Here is a 19400-nt window from a genome sequence, read left to right as displayed (position 1 = left end):
CCAAAACGCCAGGCAGGACAGGTAAGCAGGACATGGACCAGCGCGTAAAACCCGCACCGCATGAAATCCGGCGAGCGCGGGCAGACAATCCGAAAGCGCGCGAGCGCGATCTTGCCGCCGAGCTCGGTATTTCCGAAGCCGAGCTGGTGGCCGCGCATTGCGGCGACGGTGTCGTGCGCGTCGAGCCCAGGGTCAACGATCTTCTGACCGGCCTCGACGCCGTCGGCGAAGTGATGGCGCTGACCCGCAACGAAAGCGCGGTGCACGAGAAGATCGGCGTCTACGACAAGGTTGTCACAGGCGCGCACAATGCCATGGTGCTGGGCGAAAACATCGACCTGCGTATCTTTCCAAAGGTCTGGGCGCATGGCTTTGCCGTGGAAAAGCGCGACGGTGGCGACATCCGCCGCAGCCTGCAATTCTTCGACGCGGCCGGCGATGCGGTGCACAAGGTGCATCTGCGGCCGGCGTCCAATCTCTATGCCTACCAGAAGCTCGTGGCCGCACTCGAATCGCCGAACCAGGAGGCGACCGTGTCTATCGCAGGCCTGGCCGACGACGACGCGGAGACGTCGGGCATTGCCGCAGACATCGATGATCTGCGCGACCGCTGGAGCCGGCTGACCGACGTCCACCAGTTCTTTGGCATGTTGAAAGCGCTGAAGCTCAGCCGCCGCCAGGCCGTGCGCATGGTCGGCCAGGACTATGCCTGGCTGCTCGACAATGACGCCATCGGCGCCATGTTCCACCATGCCGCCGCCGACGGCATGCCGATCATGTGTTTTGTCGGAAACCGAGGCTGCATCCAGATCCATTCCGGCCCGGTCAAGTCGATCAAGCCGATGGGGCCGTGGATCAACGTCATGGACGAGACCTTCCATTTGCATCTGCGCACCGACCACATCCAGGAGGTGTGGGCGGTGCGCAAACCGACCAAGGACGGTCATGTCACCTCGCTCGAAGCCTATGGCGCCGACGGCAAGATGATCATCCAGTTCTTCGGCAAGCGCCGTGAAGGCGAGGGCGAGCGCGACGACTGGCGGTTCCTTGCCGAGAACCTGCCGCGCATTCCAAGCCCGACCGCAGCCTGAGGAAACGACGATGATTTCACTGTTCAGGACGCTTGCCGCGGCCATGGGCCTGTCGCTGTTTATTGCCGCCCCAGTGCCGGCCAGCGAGAACGTGGCCGTGTTGGCCGACACGTCGCGGATCGTGGCGATCGGCGGTTCGATCACCGAGATCGTCTACGCGCTTGGCGAGGAAGGTCATCTCGTCGCCCGCGATTCGACCAGCCGCTACCCCGCCGCCGCGGTCGCGCTGCCCGACGTCGGCTATATGCGCCAGCTGTCGCCGGAAGGCGTGTTGTCGGTCAATCCTTCGGGCATTCTGGCGCTGCATGGCAGTGGGCCGAAGGAAGCGGTCGATGTGCTGAAAAAGTCGAGCGTTCCGTTCATCGACGTGCCCGAGCATTACAGCCATGACGGCATCCTGGAAAAGATCCGCATCGTCGGCAAGGCGCTTGGCGTCGACGCCAAGGCCGAGACGCTGGTGGCTGAGACCGACGCCAAGCTGAAGGCGGCCGAGAAGCAGACGGCGTCGATCAAGCAGCGCAAGCGCATCCTGTTCGTGCTGTCGATCCAGGGCGGCAAGATCCTGGCCGCCGGCACCGACACCGCCGGTGACGGCATCATCAAGCTCGCCGGTGCCGTCAATGCGGTCGAAGGTTTTTCCGGCTACAAGCAGATGTCCGACGAGGCGATCGTCACTGCCAGGCCGGACGTGATCCTGGCCATGAAGAATGCCGGCCCGCCGATTGCGGAGGCCGAGCTGTTCGCCATCCCGTCGATCACTTCGACGCCGGCGGGCGAAGGCCGCAAGCTGACCCTGATGGATGGCAGCTATCTCCTCGGCTTCGGGCCGCGCACGGCCGATGCCATCCACGATCTGGCCGCCTCGCTCTATGGCAGCCAGGTCACGGACTGAGCCGATGGTGGATCAGTCGATCGCCGGCGCGGCGGGCAAGGTGGCCGAGGGCGATCGTTCCGGGCGCGCTCGCCTGGTTATTGTGCTCCTGTGTGTGGCGCTTGCCCTTTCGATGTTCCTGTCGCTGAGGTCGGGCGCTTCCGATGCATCGGCCGTTGGTGTCATTCGTGACTGGCTGACCGGCGCCACGCCGGACGACGCCGCGCTTGGTGCCCGCGACCGGTTGATCGTCTACGATATCCGCATGCCGCGCGTACTGCTCGGTGTGCTCATCGGGGCGGCACTGGCCGTATCGGGTGCGGTCATGCAAGGCCTGTTTCGCAACCCGCTCGCCGATCCCGGCCTGATCGGCGTTTCCGCCGGGTCGAGCCTCGGCGCGGTCGCCGTCATCGTGCTCGGCACGACGTGGCTGGCGCCGCTCACTCTGGCGCTCGGCGGGCTGGCCTTGCCGCTCGCCGCTTTCTGCGGCGGCCTTGCGGTCACGCTGGTGCTCTACCGCGTCGCCACGCGGCAGGGGCGCACATCGGTCGCTACCATGCTGCTTGCCGGCATTGCGCTCGCAGCCCTTGCCATGGCGCTGACCGGTATCCTGATTTTCATGGCCGACGACCGGCAGTTGCGCGACCTGACCTTCTGGCAACTGGGCTCGCTGGGCGGCGCGACCTGGCCGAAGATCGCTTCCGTCGGTCCGATTATCATCCTGGCGCTTGCGGCAATGCCGTTCCTGGCCAAAGGCCTCAACGCCCTGGCGCTCGGCGAGGCGACGGCCGGACATCTCGGCATCCCGGTACAGCGGCTGAAATACACCGCGATCGTCGGCGTCTCGGCAGCGGTCGGCGCCTCTGTCGCAGTCAGCGGAGGCATCGGTTTTGTCGGCATCGTCGTGCCGCATCTGCTGCGGCTGCTGATCGGTCCGGACAATCGCTATCTTTTGCTCGCATCGGCGCTGCTCGGCGCCTCGATGCTGCTTCTTGCCGACGCAGTTGCCCGCGTCATCGTGGCGCCGGCCGAATTGCCAATCGGCATCGTCACGGCGATCGCCGGCGCGCCGTTCTTCCTCTGGATCCTGCTGCGCAAGCGCGGCGTAATCGACTTGTGAGGCGGCATGATCGAAGCACGCGATGTCTCGGTGGCGATCGGCGGCAAGCGCATTGTTGCCAATGTCGATTTCGTCGCGCGGCCGGGCGAAATTGCGGCAATCGTCGGACCCAACGGCTCGGGCAAGACGACGTTTTTGAAGGCGTTGTCGGGCGATCTGGCGTTTGCGGGGACAGTGGCCGTCAACGGGCGCGACCTCTCCGCGATGAAGCCGGTGGAGGCCGCGACCGTGCGTGCCGTGCTGCCGCAGGCCGCGACGCTGTCCTTTCCCTTCACCGTGCACGAAGTGGTCAGGCTCGGCCTTATCGGCGGCCGTTCCGGCGTTCTGCCGGGCGAAGATGATCGTCTGCCCGAGCGGGCGCTGGTGCGGGTCGACCTCGACGGCTTTGCCGGCCGCTTCTATCAGGAGCTTTCGGGCGGCGAACAACAGCGCGTGCAACTGGCGCGCGTGCTGTGCCAGGTCTGGGCGCCGGTGCTCGACGGCAAGCCGCGCTATCTCTATCTCGACGAGCCGGTCTCCAGCCTCGATATCAAGCACCAGCTGATCATCATGAACATCGCCCGCGATTTCGCCCGGCGCGGCGGCGGTGTGATCGCCATCCTGCACGACCTCAATCTGACGGCCATGTATGCCGACCGGATTTTCGTGATGCATCGCGGCCGGCTCGCCGCCGACGGTTCACCGCAGGAGGTGCTGAGCGACGATCTGATCGAAAAGGTGTTCGATTGTCGGCTAAGGGTCGGTGTGTTGCCGGCGGCGAGCATGCCGTTCGTCTTGCCGCAGTCAGCCGCCTAAAAGCGCGTCGCGTTTGAACGGACTCAGGCGACGCGCTTTAGGTCTTTGTCTTTATGCATGTCGTTGTCTCAAAACCGGGGCCACTTTTGAGCGACATGCACTAGAAAACTCAGGCGGCCGGTGCTCGCTGGACCAGCATGTCGATGCCGAGCAAATGACGCACATTCGGGCGCGCCGCCACCATATCGGCGATGGTGTAGCGGGAGAGTACGGCAAAGAAGGCGTTGAGCGCCTCGCGCAGCGCCGAATTCAGCTGGCAGCTGTCGACCAGCGGGCATTCGGCGGCATCGTTCTCGAAGCATTCGGCCATGGCAAAGCTCTCTTCTGTCACCCGTACGACGTCGAACAGGCTGATCTGCTCGGCGGGGCGGCCGATCCTCACGCCGCCATTCCTGCCGCGCACTGTCTCGACCAGGCCATGCTCGACCAGCGGCTGCAGGATCTTGAACAGGAAAAGCTCCGACACCGAATAGGCGGCCGCAATCTCGGGGATGCGGCTCAGGCGATCGTTGTTGGCGGCGCAATACATCAGGATGCGCATGGCGTAGTTGGTCTGGCGCGTCAGCCGCATTTCATTCCTCACCGAGTGCTGGCGCGCTGGAACTGCACCAGATTTTAGATTGTGCTGGTGCAGCTTTCTCACCCGGAGTTTCGGATTCGCCCACACTGGCCTGATCGGAATATGGCCTATACCTTGGAACAATTCCAGACTGGGATTGCATGATAGATGAACATTCTTGTCAACTTTGCGTGCGAAACCGGCAATTCCCGGACGAAATCGGCCCATCCGATCATGCTACGGGCCCAAACACCCCCTAAATAGCCCATGCCAGATAGCCAAGAGATCGATGAGGAGCGGCGTATCATGTCCCAATCGGCTTCGTCCCTGGCGCCTGGCGGTTTTGATGCCGAGACGGGCGCCAAGCTTTTCGCGTTGCGGCGGACAAAGTTCCTCGCCACGGCTGCGCTGGTGCTTTGCGTCGTGGTTTTTGCCGTGGCCAAATCGTTCGAGGCCAAGTATCCGTGGCTGGGCTTCGTGGCGGCCTTCGCCGAGGCGGCGACCATTGGCGGCCTGGCCGACTGGTACGCGGTGGTGGCGCTGTTCAAGCGGCCGCTGGGCCTGCCGATCCCGCACACCGCCATCATCCCAGCGAACCAGAACCGCATCGCCGATAATCTGGGCCGCTTCATCGAGGTCAATTTTCTGGCGCCCGGGCCGGTGCGGGAAAAGCTGGCCGAGGTCGATTTTGCAGCACTCGTCGCCGACTGGCTGACTGACGCCGAACGCTCTGCCGGCCTGTCGCGCTTCGTCGTACGGCTGGTCCCGCAGACGCTTGCGGCGATCGAGCAATCCGGCCTGCGGAGCTTCGTCACCAGCCGCATGCTGGAGCAGATCGACAAGGTGCCGCTGGCGCCGCTCGCGGCCGAATTGCTGTCGGCACTGACCGACGACCGCCGCCACCAGAAACTCTTCGACGAATTCACCAGGGTGATCGGCCGGTTCCTGAACGATGAAGAGGCGCTGGCGACCATGCGCGAGAAAATCCGCGAGGAATTGCCGTCGCTGTTCAACCTGTTCAGAGCCGACGCCTATCTGCTGAAAAAGATCGTCGCTTCCGCCGGTTCGCTGCTTGACGAGGTGCGGGCCGATCCCGACCATCCGATGCGCGCCGAATTCGACCGTTTCGCGCACAGCTTCATCGAGCGGCTCAGAACCTCGAAGCAATACGCCAAACGGGCCGAGAAGCTGAAGCGCGATTTCCTGGCGCGGCCGGAAGTGAAGTCGCTCGCCGGCGACATGTGGCAGAGCCTCAGCCTGTTCATCGAACAGGACGCCAAGGCGGAGAATTCGATTGTTCGCGCGCATCTCGCCAACATGTTCGTCGAGGTCGGCCGCCATCTCTCAGGCGATCCGCAGATCAGGGCCGACATGAACCAGGGCTTTGTCGTGGCGCTGTCGTCGTTCGTGGAGAGCCAGAAGAGCGGTGTGTCGACGTTCATCGCCGATCAGGTCAAGCGCTGGGACCTTGCCCAGCTGACGAGGCTGATCGAGATGAACATCGGCAGGGACCTGCAATATATCCGCTTCAATGGCATGATTATTGGCGGCCTGGCCGGTCTCGTGCTCTACACGGCGGAGAGGCTGTTTCTCGCTGGCTGATGCTGCATTTGCCGCTGAATTGCTTGGGCGTCCGAATGGACACACGGCGCGCGAGTGCTATTGTCCAGAACAGAACAGTTCACCGTTTCAAGGAAACGGCGACCTGCTCTAACTCTTTGTTTTGACGCAATTCCTGACGGAAAACCGTTTCACACTTTTCCTGGAATTGCTCGAGGTTCAGCATTTGCGACAACTGGGGAGCACGAGCAATGGCCAAACAACCCGACTCCGATTCGTTCCTTGACATGTTCAGCCGGTTCGGCCGTGACCTGAAGGTGCCGAATGTCGAGGCGATCCTCGCGCATCATCGCAAGAACCTCGAGGCCCTGGAAAGATCGGCGCGGGCGGGAGCTGCCGGCGCGACCTCATTGTTGTCCAGACAGCGCGAGATGCTGCAGGACACGCTGCGTGAAGTCAGCGACATGGCGCAGAGCTACAAGGCGCCGGGCAATCCCCAGGAACTGATGACAAAACAGGCGGAGTTCGCCAGGAAATCCTTCGAAGCCGCCCTGAAAAATGCCGGCGAAGTGGCCGAGCTGGTCAAGAAATCCGGCACCGAATCGATCGAAATCCTGCGCAGCCGCATCAAGGAAGCGATGGAGGAAATCCGCTCGGGCTATGACAAGAAGTGACTCTCAACGCAACCATGAGAGGAGTGGGCCGGTTGCGGCGCATGAGCATGGACGAGGGACGCTGTTTGGCGGAAAATGGCGGAACGGAATCGCAACGGGCGAATTGACAGGAGCCGTCCGTTCGTGGTCCGAGGCACTGGGAGCCACCGGGAAAGCAGGAATGACGGAACTACGGCCGAAAACGCCGCCGACCTTCGAGCAGTTAAGGGCGATGGCCGGGCAGGAGCTCGGCGTGTCGGAATGGACGACCGTCGACCAGAACCGCATCAACCAGTTTGCCGAATGCACAGGCGACCATCAGTGGATCCACGTCGATCCGGAGCGGGCGAAGCGGCAGAGCCCATTTCGCACCACGATCGCGCATGGCTATCTGACGCTGTCGATCATCGGCGCGCTGGCGCTGGGTATGGGCATCGTCCCCGAAAACACGCAAGCCGCCTTCAATTACGGCTTCGACAAGGTGCGGTTCTTGGCGCCTGTCAGGGTCGGCGCACGCATCCGGCTGCGCACGACGCTGTTGTCGGTGGAGGACAAGGGGCCGGGCCAGTATCTGATGAAGGCCGCCAACACTGTCGAGATCGAGGGCGAACAGAGGCCGGCTCTGACCGCCGAAACGCTGGTCATGCTTTATGAGCGGCGCAAGCGGGCGGGAGCGTAAGCTCCCCATCTTCGGTCATGATGGCTGTTGCCGCACCGACAGCCATGCCGCCGGCGCGGGTCGAGAGCAGTGCCAGCAACAGCGCAGCCACCGCCAGGACCGTTGCCGTCTGAAAGGTAACCTGCATCCCGTGGGCGGCTGCCGCTGAGGTCAGCATGTCCTGGCTTTGCCGTTCTCCCGTCGAGGCAGCCGCAAAAATGGCGCCCATAAGCGATGCGCCGGTGATCAGGCCGAGATTGCGCAACAGATTGAGCAGGCCGGACACCACGCCGCGCTCGCCGGCAGCGACACCGCTCATGGCGGCGGCATTGTTGGATGTCTGGAACAGGGCGTACCCGAAGCAGGTGACGGCGATCGGCACGATATAGCTGGCAATGCCGAGTTTTGTTGCGGCGAGCGACAACAATGAGGTTCCGACGGCAAGACTGAACAGTCCGACGACCATCATCCTGTGCGCGCCGAAGCGATCGGTGAGGCGGCCGGCGACGAGCGCCGAGAGCGCGGAGACCAGCGGACCTGTCGACAGGACCACGCCGACCATCGCAGCATTGAGCCCCAGCCCTCGCGACAAATAGAACGGAGCGACCACCAGGGTCGCCATCATCACGGTGGCGACAACGAGGTTCGCGGCGAGGCTGGCGCTGAGCCGGATGTCGTACAACCGGGCAAGCCGGATCAAGGGACTTTTCGCCTTCGTCTGCGCAACGCCGAACAGAACGACGCCGATGCCGGCGGCCACCAGGAGGCCGATGTTGAGGGCGCCGAAATGGCCGCGGCCGAGCGTCATGGCCAATGCATAGGCGGCCAGCGTCAGGCCTAGCAAGACCGTCCCGATCGCGTCGAACCCGCCTTGAACGCCCGCAGCCTTGCCGCGGGCAGGCAGGGCCAGCGAGGCGAGGGCAAAGGTCGGGAGGCCGAGCGGCACATTGACGAGGAAGATCGCCCGCCAGCCGAAGCCGGCGATCAGCAAGCCGCCAAGCGAGGGGCCGAGCGTCGTGCCGATTGCCGACATGGCGCCGAGCAGGCCCATGGCGCTGCCGGTTCTCTCCCTGGTCACGGTCTCCGCGACAAAGGCCAGCGTCAGCGCCATCATCAGCGCGGCACCCAGCCCTTGCACGGCGCGCGCCGCGATCAGCAGCCAGAGCGTCGGCGCCAGGCCGCAGAGCACCGAGGCCAGTGTGAACAGCGCGATGCCCCCGAGCAGCAACGGCCGGCGGCCGACCATGTCAGCCAGGCGCCCGGCGCTGACGATCAGGGCGGTGATGGCGAGCAGATAGGCGAGAACCACCCATTGCACGGACTGGAAGGACGCACCGAACGCCTGCATGAGGGAAGGCAGTCCAACGCTGGCAATGCTGGTTCCAAGCGAGGACAGCAGCGTGGCGAGCGACAGGCTGGCCAATGCCAAGACAGGAGAGTGGGCCAGGCCTGCGGACCGGGTTTTCTGCGGCGCCGATGCGCACTCGTTCTGCTCGGCAGTTGCCATGGCGATTTCCTCCTTGTCAGTCCCGCAACCGAGATCTAGTCGTCGGGGCGGAATGGCGGAAGGCGCAGCATTTGCATCTTATTCGTGCGCCAAACGCCATGGCATGTGCTACAATCCGCCGATGGCATCGCCCGACCTCAATCTGCTGTTCGCTCTCGACGTCCTGCTGACCGAAGGTAGCGTGGCTCGCGCGGCAACCCGGCTGCGGCTCAGCCCTTCGGCGATGAGTCGCACCCTGGCGCGGCTGCGCGAAGCGACCGGCGACCCGCTGCTGGTCCGCGCCGGCCGCGGCCTGGTCCCGACGCCGCGCGCGGAGGCATTGCGGCAGCAGGCCGGCCGTGTCGTCCAGGAAGCGGAAACGCTATTGCGTCCCGCCAGGCTGCTCGATCTCGCGAAGCTGAACCAGATCTTCACGCTGCGCACCAATGAAGGGTTCGTCGAGGAATTCGGGCCGCGTCTTGTCGCCCGCATCCAGGCCGAGGCGCCGGGCGCGCGGCTGCGCTTTAGGCCCAAATCCGACAAGGATGTCGCCTCGCTGCGCGACGCGGACATCGACCTCGAAATCGGCGTTGCCGGCGAGGCCGGACCTGAAGTGCTGATACAGGCGCTGTTTCGCGACCGCTTCGTCGGTGCTGTGCGAGCCGGCCACCCTTTGAGTGAAGGCGCGGTAACGCCTGAACGCTACGCGGCCGGCCGCCACATCAGCGTTTCACGGCGGGGTCGGGAAAGAGGGCCGATCGATCAGACTTTGGCGCTGCTCGGCCTGCAGCGAACCGTGGCGTGCATGGTCTCCGGCTTTTCGGCTGCACTCTCCATGGCGCGCGCTTCGGACCTTATTGCCAGCGTGCCCGAACGGCACACGCAAGGCGCACGCGCCGGCATGGTCAGCTTTCTGCTGCCGGTCGCCACGGTGGAGGTCACCATCTCGATGCTCTGGCATCCACGGCTCGATGCCGATCCGGCGCAACGCTGGCTGCGAGATTGCGTTCGGGAGGTCTGCGCGGCCTCCCGCTGAGCCCTCAGCGCGCCATTGCCCCCTTGAGCACCCTGAAAATCCGCTCGTCCTGGCACTGGGCAACGTTGAAGCGCAGGAAGCGGCTGGCGGTTCCCGACAGGCTGAATGCGTTGCCGGGCGCCAATACGATGTTGTCGGCCAGCGCGCGGCGGGCGATTTCGGCTGCGTCCACGCCATCCGGCAGGCTGCACCACAGGAACAGTCCGGCGGGCTGGTCGATCCAGGGCGCGATGCCGATCGCCTTCAGGCGCGCGCCCGTCTCGCCCATGGCGCGGGAAAGGCGCGCGCGCAGCAGATCCATGTGCTTGCGGTAGCTGCCATCCCTAAGCAGCGTCAGCACCAGTTCGGCCGCCAGCCGGCCGCCGCCGAAGGTGGTGGCAATCTTGAGGTCGGTGAGTTGCTCGATCCAGTCGCGCGGTGCCGCGATGAAGCCGCAGCGCACCGATGCCGATAGCGTCTTGGAGAAGCTACCGATATGGACGACGCGGTTGAGGCCGTCGAACGCCGCCAGCCGAGGCGCTGGGCTGTGCTCGAAATCGGCGAAGATATCGTCCTCGATGATGGTCAGGTCCGACTGGTCGGCGAGCTTCAGCAGCCGGTGCGCGGTGACCGGCGACAGGATCGCGCCGGTCGGGTTGTGGATGGCGGAATTGGTGATGTAGAGGCGCGGCTTGTGCTCGGCCAGTGCCTGGGCGAACAGCTCGATATCCGGCCCGGATGGCGTGTAGGGCACGCTGACGACCTTGGCGCGGTGGGCGCGCAGCAGCGCGTGAAAATTGAAATAGCAGGGGTCGTCGACCAGCACGGTGTCGCCGGGCCCGATCAGGAAGCGGCACAGGAGATCGATGGCCTGCGTGCCCGATTCCGTCAGCATGATCTGTTCGGGCGAGACCTCGATGCCGTGCCCTTCCATGCGCCGCGCCAGCAATTGCCGCAGCGGCGGCAGACCGAGCGGCGTGCCGTAATCGGCAAGGTCGACATCGTCGGCGCGCGCAACGGTGCGCAGCGCCCGGCGCAAGGCCGCCTGCGGCATCCATGAGGCCGGCATCCAGCCGCAGCCGGGTTTCAGCATGTCGTCGCCGGCTTCCAGCGACTGGCGCGAAACCCAAAGCGGATCGACAGCGCGGTCGAGCCGCGGGCCGATCTCGGCCAGCGACAGTGGCGCCAGCGATCCGGCGGCATAGAAACCCGAGCCCGGCCGTGAGCGTATCGCGCCTTCGGCAGCGAGCCGCTCATAGGCTTCGACCACGGTCGACTTGGACACCTGCATGGCTTTGGCGAAGGCGCGGATCGAAGGCAGCCGCGCGCCCGGCGTCAGGCTGCGCGCGGCAATCCGCTGGCGGATGGTCGCCATGACAGTTTCGACCAGAGTGGTCGGGGCAACAGTGCGTGCGGTGTCGACTTCCAAAACGAGACCAGTCATCTGTATTGCTCAATCAGCCATTACAGTTTTGCGGAATTGTACTGCATTGTCTCTGGCTGCACCATAGGCACTTGCCCGATAGAGGGCGAAAGCAATGGAGCCTGGAATGGACAAGACCGCGAGCGGCTGGCTGAACGGATTCGTCGGCGTGCTGATCTTCTCAGGCTCGCTGCCGGCAACGCGGGTGGCCGTGGCCGATTTCGATCCGATATTCCTGACCTCGGCCCGCGCCGCGATTGCCGGACTGCTCGGTCTCGCCATGCTGATGCTTTTTCGGCAGAAGCGCCCGGAGCGCAGCGATTTTCTGTCGCTGGTCATCGTGGCGCTTGGCGTGGTTGTCGGCTTTCCCTTGCTGACAGCGCTGGCGCTTAAGCACGTCACCTCCGCCCACTCCATCATCTTCGTCGGCCTGCTGCCGCTGGCCACCGCGATCTTCGGCGTGCTGCGCGGTGGCGAGCGTCCGCGCCCGGCCTTCTGGCTGTTCTCCTGCATCGGCAGCGCGCTTGTCGGCGGTTTTGCCTTCTCCCAAGGCGTAACAGCATCACCGATCGGCGACGGCTTGATGCTGGCTGCCATCATCGTCTGCGGGCTGGGCTATGCCGAGGGGGCGGCATTGTCGCGCAGGCTGGGCGGCTGGCAGGTGATCTGCTGGGCGCTGGCGATCTCGCTGCCGATCATGCTGGTGCTGACCTTTGCGACGCTGCCGTCGTCCTTCGCCGGCGTCGGCTCCGGCGCCTGGGCGGGTCTCGCCTATGTCTCGCTGTTCAGCATGCTGATCGGCTTCGTGTTCTGGTACCGCGGCCTCGCCCAAGGCGGCATCGCTGCCGTCGGGCAGTTGCAGCTACTGCAGCCCTTTTTCGGCCTGGCGCTGGCAGCGTCGCTGCTGCACGAGCAGGTCAGCCCGCTGATGATTGTCGTCACGCTCGGCGTGGTGGCATGCGTGTTCGGGGCGAAGAAATTTGCACGCTAGGAGTTTGGTGGTGGAGGGCGACTCCGCTCCTAAAACTTCGTCACCACCCCAATGCCAATCCCCTCGAAACCGCCCATCGCCATCAGCGCCGCCGGCGCCTCGTCAAGGCTGATCTTGTTGCCGACCAGCAGTTCGGGCTTGAGCTTGCCGGTGCGGATCATCTCCATCATGGCGGGGTAGCGGTAGGCCTGCATGCCGTGGCTGCCGAGGATTTCCAGCTCGAAGGCGATCACCTTGTCCATCGGCACTTGCGGGCGGGCATGTTCGCCCAGCATCAGGCCGACCTGCACGTGGCGGCCGCGCCGGCGCAGATTGGCAATCGAGTTGAAGGATGTCGTGGGGTGGCCGAGCGCGTCCATAGACATATGCGCCCCGCCATTGGTGATCTGCTTGACCGCCTTGACCACGTTCGGCGTGGTCGAGGCGTTGATGGTCGCCACGGAGCCGATCTTTTTGGCGAAGTCCAGTTTCTCGTCGGTGAGGTCGATGGCGATGACATTGGCGCCCATGGAACTGGCGATCATGATCGCCGACAGGCCGACGCCGCCGCAGCCATGCACCGCCACCCATTCCCCCGGCGTCACCCGGCCCTGGTCGACAATGGCGCGAAACGAGGTGACGAAGCGGCAGCCGAGGCTGGCGGCGGTGGCGAACTCCATCTCCTCGGGCAGGCGCACGAGATTGGTGTCGGCATGCTCGATGGCGACATATTCGGCAAACGATCCCCAGGCGGTGAATCCCGGCTGCGTTTGTTGTTCGCAGACCTGATGATTGCCCGAATTGCATTCGAAGCAGCGGCCGCAGCCGACGCAGAACGGCACGGTGACGCGTTCGCCGGCCTTCCAGCGGGTCACCTGCTTGCCGACGGCGACGACGATGCCGGCCAGTTCATGGCCCGGCACATGCGGCAGCGTGATGCCGTCATCATGACCCATCCAGCCATGCCAGTCGCTACGGCAGAGCCCGGTCGCCTCGACCTTGATGACGACGCCGTCGGCAGCCGGTTTCGGATCCGGCACGGTCAGGATTCTCGGCGTCTCACCGAATTTTTCGAAGACGACGGCTTTCATCGGCAACTCCCCGTGCTCTGCTCCGGCATTGTGAGCCTATTCGGCATCTATCTGATTCTCCGGCGCCGCCTTCTGAAAGGCCGGCAGCGCCATGCAGGCGGCGTGGATGCGCGAGATCTCGGGGTAGGGTGTCAGGTCGACGCCGAAGCGGGCGTTGCTGGCGATCTGGGCGACCAGGCAGATGTCGGCGAGGCCCGGTGCGTCGCCATGGCTAAATGTGCCGGTCTCATCCGATGAAGCCAGAATCTTTTCAAGCGGCTGGAACCCTTCGTTCACCCAGTGGCGAAACCAGTGGATGACATCCTGGTCGCCGGCGCCGAACAAAGTGCGCAGCGAGGTCAGCACGCGCAGATTGTTCACCGGGTGGATGTCGCAGGCGATCATCTGCGCCAGCATTCGCACGCGCGCCCGGCCGAGCGCGTCCTTCGGCAGCAGCGGCGGTTCGGGGTGGGTCTCGTCGAGATATTCGATGATCGCCAGCGACTGCGTCAAAAGCGTGCCGTCGCCCAGGATCAGCGCCGGCACCAGCCCCTGCGGATTGACCGCCAGGTAAGCCGGCTCCAGATGGTCGCCATGACGCAGATGATGCGGCACGTAATCGTAGCCCAGCCCCTTCATCTCGAGCGCAATGCGGACGCGGTAGGAAGTGGAGGAGCGGTAGTAGTTGTGGAGGACGAGGTCGCTCATCGGATCACGGCTTGCCGGTGGAATTTTGGCTGATCGAATCTTGGCCGACAGTGATCTCGATGGTGCCGATCCCGTCGACACCGCCGGTCATCATCTGTCCCGGCGCCACCGCGCCGACGCCGGCCGGCGTGCCGGTGAAGATCAGGTCGCCCGGTTGTAGTACAACCGCACTGCTGCAGATCGAAACGATATCGGCGATCGGCCAGATCAGTTCGGCGAGGTCGCCCTCCTGTTTCACCGTGCCGTCGACGGCGAGCCAGATGCGGCCCTTTTGCGTGTGGCCGGATTTGGCGGCTGATACCAACGGGCCGCAGGGCGCCGATCGGTCGAAGGCCTTCGACCAGTCCCAGGGCCGCGCGGCTTTCTTGGCCTCGTCCTGCAGGTCGCGGCGGGTGAGGTCGATGCCGACGCCGTAGCCCCAGACATGCTCGAGGGCTTCAGCGCGGGGGATGCGGAAGCCGGCCTTGCCGATCGCCGCCACCAGCTCGATCTCATGGTGCAGGTTTTTGGTCAAAGGCGGGTAGGGGACCGTGGTGCCGCTATCGACCACCGCATCGGCCGGCTTGGTGAAGAAGAAGGGCGGGTCGCGTTCGTCATTGCCGAGTTCGCGGGCGTGCGCGGCGTAGTTGCGGCCGACGCAGAAGATGCGGCGCACCGCAAAGCGCTCGGCAGAGCCTTCTATGGCGACCGATGGTGTTGCGGGCAAGGGAAGGACGAAGTCTGTCATGCGGGGTCTCTGCCTGGGTTGTTGCCGGCACATTCGACCGATTTGGACGGCCGGGCAAGGCGTCAGCGCCAGCAAAAGCATCGGCTGCGCCTTGATTGTCGGATAAAGTCGGCTTCGCCTCCGGGGGTTAAGATGGCGATAGACTATTTGCCAATAAGCTGGCCATACCAGCGGGAGTATCGTGCCCACGGAGAACTGAAACGAACACCATGACCGCAATCAACGATCGCGCCCGGTTTCTGATCATCGACGACCATCCGCTGTTTCGCGAGGCGCTGCACAGCGCCGTGCAGATGGCCTATCCGGAAGTCGACACGGTGGAGGCGCGCTCGATCGCCGAGGCACTCGATCTTCTGGGTGGGATAAAACCGTTCGATCTGGCGCTGCTCGATCTCAACATGCCCGATGTCCATGGTTTCGACGGGCTGCTGCAGCTCAGGACCCGCCATCCGCGGCTGCCGGTGGTCGTCGTGTCGGGTTATGAGGAGCCGAAGATCATCTCCGAGGCGCTGTCCTATGGCGCGGCCGGCTTTATCCCGAAATCGGCGCGCAAGAGCGATCTCGCCGCCGCCATCCGTTCGGTGATGGAGGGCGCGATCTATGTGCCGGAAAACTACGAAGGCCAGCCGCCGGACGCCGACAGCACCGACCGCGCCGACATGGTGCAGCGGCTGGCGAAACTGACGCCGCAGCAGTTGCGCGTGCTGCAGATGCTGCGCCAGGGCCTGCTCAACAAGCAGATCGCCTATGAGCTGCAGGTCGGCGAGACCACGGTCAAGGCGCATGTCTCGGAGATCCTGCGCAAGCTCAACGTCTACAGCCGCACGCAAGCGGTGATCGAGGTGTCGAAGCTGGACAATGCGGAGCTGTTTCGGGATCAGGCGGGGTTTTGAGGGGCGCCTAGAAAATCACCGTAGTTCGCACCGTAATTCGAAACTCTTACACCAGAGGGATAGTTTACATCCCTTCGAAATCCCATTCCATGATCTTTGAAAGCTCAGAGATACTATCTCGAAAATCAATTCTGTCGCGGCTAAATATCTTTCGATAGATATCCGATTTTATAGAAACAGGTTCGAATTCCTTGTATTTAAAGACCTTTCCGCCATACGGCGCGATGGCAGAGTCGTCGATTAGTTCTTTAACTAGACTTCCGGTGATAATTGCAGAATCAAAAACCTCCTCAAAATTGTTTTCCTCAAAGCCGATAGTTACCCGAATGTTCACATGAATGTTGGACTGGCTTGGCAAATCCCAAAGGTCCAAGATTTTTCCTTCAACCAAAAGGTCCCTGCTATAAATATGTCTTATCACTATCATTGAGCTACCTGCACTTGAGCTATGGTGACTGTGCACTTTCTCCTTCGCCAGCTGCCTCGGCGTCCAGATTTTCCGATTTGCACAGTTGGTTCTAAGCCAGCAAATGCGCCAGCAGCGCCCTTAGCTGCGCCGGTTTCAGCGGCTTGCGCATCAGTTCGATGCCGGCGGCGCGGGCGGCTTTGGCGACGGCCTCCGATCCGTCGGCGGTGACGATCAGCGCCGGCACGGCGCGGCCGAGATAATCGCGGACTTCGGCGATGGTGGCGGTGCCGAGGTCGCCGTCGTCGAGATGCTGGTCGGCAATGACGATGTCGGGCACCCAGTCGGTGTCGCCAAGCAGGCTGAGCGCAGCCTCGGTCGAGGTCGCGGCGCGCACCAGGCACTGCCAGCGCTCGAGCAGGAAAGTCATCGCCTGCAGCACGTCGGCGTCGTTTTCGACCAGCAGCACCTTGGTGCCGAACAGGCCGTAGCCGCGCGGCCGCTCCATTTCGGCAAGGCTGGCGATGGCGTCGGCGCTGGCGCCGATGCCGACCGGCACGTCGATGTGGAAGATGGTGCCGCGCCCAACCCTCGAGGAGAACGTCACGGGATGACCGAGCGCGGCGGCCATGCGCCGCACGATGGCAAGGCCCAGGCCCAGCCCGCCGCCGGAGATTCCGGTGTCGGCTGGAATGGCGGAGCCGCGATGGAACTCCTCGAACACCGCCTCGCGCTGGTCGTCGGGAATGCCGCAGCCGGTGTCGGCGACATCGATGCGGATGCTATCGCCGCGATGCCTTGTGCCGACAAGCACGCCGCCCGAAGGGGTATAGCGCAGCGCATTGGACAGGATGTTTTGCAGGATGCGGCGCAAGAGCGTGCGGTCCGAACGCACCACGGCGCTGACCGGGCGGAACTTCAGCGCCAGCCCCTTCATCTCGGCCACGGGCAGGAAATCCGATCGCAGCGAGGAAAACAGCGTCTCCAGATTGACGTCGCCAATGTCGGGCTGGACCACGCCGGCGTCGAGCTTGGAAATGTCGAGCAGCGTGCGCAACAGGTCTTCCATCGTCTCCAGCGAGCGCTCGACCTGACGGACGAGTTTCTTGCCCTCGTCGCTGGTCTGCACTTCGGCCAGTGCCGAGACCGAGAGGTGGGCGGCGTTCAGCGGCTGCAGCACGTCATGGCTGGCGGCGGCCAGGAACCTGGTCTTGGACAGGTTTGCCAGCTCGGCGTTTTCCTTGGCGGCGCTGAGGTCGATGTTCGACTGTTCCAGCCGGCGCAAGGTCGAGTGTAGTTCCTCGGTGCGCATGCGCACGCGGTTTTCCAGTGAAATTGCGGTCTGGAACAGCGAGAAGGCGTTGCCCTGCTGGTCCATCGAGCGCTCGACGCGGCTGACCAGAGCGGCGTTGATCTTCTTCAGCCTGTCGACGTCGTTGATGTCCCTGAGCGGCATGCGCTATTCCGCCGCCTGGCGTTCGCCGAAGGCGATGCCGGTGAAGGTTTGGTTCAGATGCATCGAACGGTACTGTTCGCCATAGGTGCCGAAGCCGATGACATTGTTGACCCGGTAGAGCTCCGAAATGTCGCGGAACACCTGGCGGTTGCGGGCGTCGAGCCGGCGCAGCACGCAATCGAAGCCGAGGATCATGTCGATGCCGCCGAGCCGTTGCTCGACGTCGCGCAGTGCGGCGCGCGTGGATTCCACCATGTCCTTGGGCTGGGCGATGGACAGCACGACGCCGTCGTCTATGGCGCAAAAGAAAGACAGGGAACCGTCGGCATGCATCTTCTGGATCGAGCGGCAGTAATATTCGCCGCCCACTTTCACCACCACCGGGTGCGAGGCGAAGCTCATCGGCGTCAGGTTCTGCGCAACGATGCCGACCGAGGCTGCATATTCCTCAGCCGCGTTGGTGGCGTTGAATTCGCGCACGGTGCGGTGGTCCGGATCGGATGCCGTCACCACCAGCTTCTCGTCGGTTGGGATGAAATTGTCGGTCTTGAAGACATGGAACGGGATCTCGGTGGCGATCAGCACAATGATGGCGCTGTCGGACGCAACCTTGCCGTTCGAAATCAGCCTGGTGGTTTCGAATTTCAAATCGTCGCCCGCCGAACCGCCGATCAGCGGGATGTCGTCCAGCCCCCAATGGATGGCCGAGGTTACAGCTTCCTCGGCAAAGGACAGGCCGTCGATGAAGCAGAGCGCGAAGGTGCTTTTGGCATGGCAACTGCCGGTGCGTCCGCGCAGCAACCGCCGCAAGCCCTCGACTTCATCAGTGATCCTGTCCATTCCCGACGAGGAGAGATTGTCGACCATGGTGCTGACCGCCGAAAACGACGCGGAGGGAAAGAGCAGCGCCAGCACATGGCCTTCCTCCAGGCCCTGGGGGGTGATCTCGCCGGCGGTCGAGCAGGCGGCGTAGGCCAGCGTCGGCGCGTGGGTCTTCAGCCCTTGCGAAAGGACGCTCGCGTCAAACAGGCTCTGGGAGAAGAACAGCAGGGCAAAGCCGGCATCGATGGATGCGGCCTCGACGGCGACCGCCAGGGCGAATGCATCGGCGTCGGGCTCGTCGGTGGTGAGCGCCGACAGACCGGATGCATAGCTCGTCCGTGAACTGGCCAGAGGCTTCCTCCCGATATCCTCCGACGCTTCCTGCGCGCGCCCGTTTTATGTCTCTCGGCGCGTTGGCGTCGAGGGCATTGTTGCCCCCTATTCGCTCTTTGGCAATGGGGCGGACAGGCCCATGATTTTCGTTTTCTCCATGACCGAAAGTACAATGAGCGCCGTGTGTTTTTTGCGCTTTTTGCAGTGTACCAATAGCGCATGGCCGAGCGCCAAAGCCGCATCGGCAGCATGACTACCAAGGTCGATACCCAGGGAGGATGCATGTCGGACGTTTCGTTTGTCGTGAACGGAAAACGGATCAGCGGCGCTGCCGAGGACCGAACGCTTCTGGTTCATTTCCTGCGCGAAAATCTTGGTCTCACCGGAACGCATGTCGGTTGTGACACCTCTCAATGCGGCGCCTGCGTCGTGCATGTCGACGGCAAGGCGGTGAAGTCCTGTTCGATGCTGGCCGTGCAGGCCTCCGGGTCGACCGTGGTGACGATCGAAGGGCTTGCCAATGGCGGCGACCTGCATCCGATGCAGGCCGCGTTCAAGGAACATCATGGGCTGCAATGCGGCTTCTGCACGCCGGGCATGATCATGACGGCGACCGACATGATCGCGCGCCATCCCGAAGGCCTTGACGAGGCGACGGTGCGCGCCGAGCTCGAAGGCAACATCTGCCGCTGCACCGGCTACCACAACATCGTCAAGGCGATCCTCGCCGCATCGCAGACTATGGCGAAGGTGCCGAAGGGCAGGGCGAAACAGGCAGCGTAAG

Annotated in this window: 20 protein-coding genes; 11 read left to right on the top strand and 9 right to left on the bottom strand. The window is 63.8% G+C overall.

From position 1 onward, the window contains the following. Positions 1 to 32: 32 nt before the first annotated feature. From NKK52_RS12650 to NKK52_RS12635, 4 genes are read left to right on the top strand one after another with little or no spacing between them, the layout of a single operon-like run. Positions 33 to 1091, top strand: a complete 1059-nt coding sequence (locus tag NKK52_RS12650; protein WP_023681730.1) for a hemin-degrading factor — start codon at positions 33 to 35, stop codon at positions 1089 to 1091. A 10-nt stretch (positions 1092 to 1101) separates the two neighbouring features. After that, positions 1102 to 1983: a heme/hemin ABC transporter substrate-binding protein gene (locus tag NKK52_RS12645; RefSeq protein WP_031194752.1), complete on the top strand. Its 882-nt coding sequence runs from the start codon at positions 1102 to 1104 to the stop codon at positions 1981 to 1983. 4 nt (positions 1984 to 1987) lie between these two features. Continuing rightward, positions 1988 to 3082 carry a FecCD family ABC transporter permease gene (locus NKK52_RS12640; RefSeq protein ID WP_286461669.1) on the top strand — a complete coding sequence of 365 codons (1095 nt, stop codon included), beginning with the start codon at positions 1988 to 1990 and terminating at the stop codon, positions 3080 to 3082. A 6-nt stretch (positions 3083 to 3088) separates the two neighbouring features. Next, positions 3089 to 3877, top strand: a complete 789-nt coding sequence (locus NKK52_RS12635; protein WP_023681728.1) for a heme ABC transporter ATP-binding protein — start codon at positions 3089 to 3091, stop codon at positions 3875 to 3877. 109 nt (positions 3878 to 3986) lie between these two features. Here the strand turns inward: NKK52_RS12635 and rirA are convergent, their stop codons facing one another. Further along, entirely contained in the window at positions 3987 to 4448 is a 462-nt protein-coding gene (gene rirA, locus NKK52_RS12630) for an iron-responsive transcriptional regulator RirA (protein ID WP_023672640.1), read from the bottom strand. Positions 4449 to 4742: 294 nt separating this feature from the next. Between rirA and NKK52_RS12625 the strand changes: the two genes are divergently transcribed. The 3 genes from NKK52_RS12625 (at position 4743) to NKK52_RS12615 (ending at position 7328) form a co-directional block, all read left to right on the top strand. After that, positions 4743 to 6038, top strand: a complete 1296-nt coding sequence (locus tag NKK52_RS12625) for a DUF445 domain-containing protein (protein WP_023681727.1) — start codon at positions 4743 to 4745, stop codon at positions 6036 to 6038. 209 nt (positions 6039 to 6247) lie between these two features. Then, the gene (locus NKK52_RS12620) at positions 6248 to 6670 is read left to right on the top strand and encodes a phasin family protein (protein ID WP_023672638.1); all 423 of its coding nucleotides are present in this window, start codon (positions 6248 to 6250) and stop codon (positions 6668 to 6670) included. A gap of 160 nt (positions 6671 to 6830) precedes the next feature. Beyond that, positions 6831 to 7328, top strand: a complete 498-nt coding sequence (locus tag NKK52_RS12615) for a MaoC family dehydratase (protein ID WP_023681725.1) — start codon at positions 6831 to 6833, stop codon at positions 7326 to 7328. Here the strand turns inward: NKK52_RS12615 and NKK52_RS12610 are convergent. After that, positions 7291 to 8814, bottom strand: coding sequence for an MFS transporter (locus NKK52_RS12610; RefSeq protein ID WP_023681724.1), 1524 nt, complete (start codon positions 8812 to 8814; stop codon positions 7291 to 7293). The genes NKK52_RS12615 and NKK52_RS12610 overlap by 38 nt on opposite strands. A gap of 121 nt (positions 8815 to 8935) precedes the next feature. Between NKK52_RS12610 and NKK52_RS12605 the strand changes: the two genes are divergently transcribed. Continuing rightward, positions 8936 to 9829: a LysR family transcriptional regulator gene (locus tag NKK52_RS12605; protein WP_023681723.1), complete on the top strand. Its 894-nt coding sequence runs from the start codon at positions 8936 to 8938 to the stop codon at positions 9827 to 9829. A gap of 4 nt (positions 9830 to 9833) precedes the next feature. On the opposite strand, the gene NKK52_RS12600 is transcribed toward NKK52_RS12605, so the two are convergent. Continuing rightward, a complete protein-coding gene (locus tag NKK52_RS12600; protein ID WP_031203702.1) occupies positions 9834 to 11252 on the bottom strand; it encodes an aminotransferase-like domain-containing protein in 1419 nt (472 codons plus the stop codon). A 106-nt stretch (positions 11253 to 11358) separates the two neighbouring features. Here NKK52_RS12600 and NKK52_RS12595 point away from each other — a divergent pair, with 106 nt between their 5' ends. Beyond that, the gene (locus NKK52_RS12595) at positions 11359 to 12222 is read left to right on the top strand and encodes a DMT family transporter (protein ID WP_023681721.1); all 864 of its coding nucleotides are present in this window, start codon (positions 11359 to 11361) and stop codon (positions 12220 to 12222) included. Positions 12223 to 12251: 29 nt separating this feature from the next. On the opposite strand, the gene NKK52_RS12590 is transcribed toward NKK52_RS12595, so the two are convergent. The 3 genes from NKK52_RS12590 to NKK52_RS12580 are packed head-to-tail and all read right to left on the bottom strand — an operon-like array spanning position 12252 to position 14706. Next, positions 12252 to 13292: a zinc-dependent alcohol dehydrogenase family protein gene (locus NKK52_RS12590; RefSeq protein WP_023681720.1), complete on the bottom strand. Its 1041-nt coding sequence runs from the start codon at positions 13290 to 13292 to the stop codon at positions 12252 to 12254. Between the two features lie 36 nt (positions 13293 to 13328). After that, on the bottom strand, positions 13329 to 13979 hold the full coding sequence (gene maiA, locus NKK52_RS12585) for a maleylacetoacetate isomerase (RefSeq protein ID WP_023681719.1): 651 nt from the start codon (positions 13977 to 13979) through the stop codon (positions 13329 to 13331). Positions 13980 to 13983: 4 nt separating this feature from the next. Beyond that, positions 13984 to 14706 carry a fumarylacetoacetate hydrolase family protein gene (locus NKK52_RS12580; RefSeq protein ID WP_023681718.1) on the bottom strand — a complete coding sequence of 241 codons (723 nt, stop codon included), beginning with the start codon at positions 14704 to 14706 and terminating at the stop codon, positions 13984 to 13986. Between the two features lie 209 nt (positions 14707 to 14915). Here NKK52_RS12580 and NKK52_RS12575 point away from each other — a divergent pair, with 209 nt between their 5' ends. After that, positions 14916 to 15599 (top strand): response regulator, encoded by a 684-nt coding sequence (locus NKK52_RS12575; protein ID WP_023681717.1) that lies wholly within the window; start codon positions 14916 to 14918, stop codon positions 15597 to 15599. A gap of 64 nt (positions 15600 to 15663) precedes the next feature. Here the strand turns inward: NKK52_RS12575 and NKK52_RS12570 are convergent, their stop codons facing one another. From NKK52_RS12570 to NKK52_RS12560, 3 genes are all read right to left on the bottom strand, one after another. Then, on the bottom strand, positions 15664 to 15972 hold the full coding sequence (locus NKK52_RS12570) for an Imm8 family immunity protein (RefSeq protein ID WP_198031474.1): 309 nt from the start codon (positions 15970 to 15972) through the stop codon (positions 15664 to 15666). Between the two features lie 145 nt (positions 15973 to 16117). Then, positions 16118 to 17461: a hybrid sensor histidine kinase/response regulator gene (locus tag NKK52_RS12565; RefSeq protein ID WP_023681715.1), complete on the bottom strand. Its 1344-nt coding sequence runs from the start codon at positions 17459 to 17461 to the stop codon at positions 16118 to 16120. 3 nt (positions 17462 to 17464) lie between these two features. Then, positions 17465 to 18556: an FIST signal transduction protein gene (locus tag NKK52_RS12560; protein ID WP_245263043.1), complete on the bottom strand. Its 1092-nt coding sequence runs from the start codon at positions 18554 to 18556 to the stop codon at positions 17465 to 17467. 342 nt (positions 18557 to 18898) lie between these two features. On the opposite strand from NKK52_RS12560, the gene NKK52_RS12555 reads away from it, so the two are divergent. Next, positions 18899 to 19399 (top strand): (2Fe-2S)-binding protein, encoded by a 501-nt coding sequence (locus tag NKK52_RS12555; protein WP_023681712.1) that lies wholly within the window; start codon positions 18899 to 18901, stop codon positions 19397 to 19399. The last annotated feature ends 1 nt before the right edge of the window (position 19400 follow it).

It is taken from the genome of Mesorhizobium sp. C277A (assembly GCF_040324395.1).
GTDB lineage: Bacteria > Pseudomonadota > Alphaproteobacteria > Rhizobiales > Rhizobiaceae > Mesorhizobium.
The sequence above is the reverse complement of the archived record's forward strand: the minus strand, read 5'-3'. Positions and strand labels throughout refer to the sequence as shown.